The following is a 353-nucleotide window of genomic DNA, read 5'->3' on the forward strand; positions in this document are numbered from 1 at the left end:
GTAGCGTAGCCGCGTTGCCAATCGCATTGGATATTGTGTTTTTGAATGCGCGAGTCAACCAGTTCAACGGCTTGCAGAGATTGCTGCCAGAACCATTGTGCCTGTTCCAAGCCGACTTGTTTTTCGATTTCTTCCATGCCGCAGGCAAAGTCGCTGATGACTTGTCCGCCGCTGCGGCCTGATGCGCCGAAACCGATACGGGCGGCTTCAAGCACAATGACGTCATGGCCGTTTTCGGCAAGCGGTAGGGCGGTGCATAAACCGGACAGGCCGCCGCCGATAACGCAGGTTTCAGTTTTCAGACGGCCTTCAAGCGTCGGATAAGACGGATGGGGATTGGCCGTGCTGACATA

Annotated in this window: 1 protein-coding gene; it reads right to left on the minus strand. The window is 55.5% G+C overall.

The genetic code is table 11. The features are described 5' to 3' along the window. On the minus strand, nucleotides 1-353 hold a 353-nt coding region (locus tag ACTHSP_RS23005), incomplete at both ends, for an NAD(P)/FAD-dependent oxidoreductase (protein WP_440347128.1).

The sequence above is a fragment of the Neisseria sp. P0001.S005 genome (assembly GCF_051963715.1).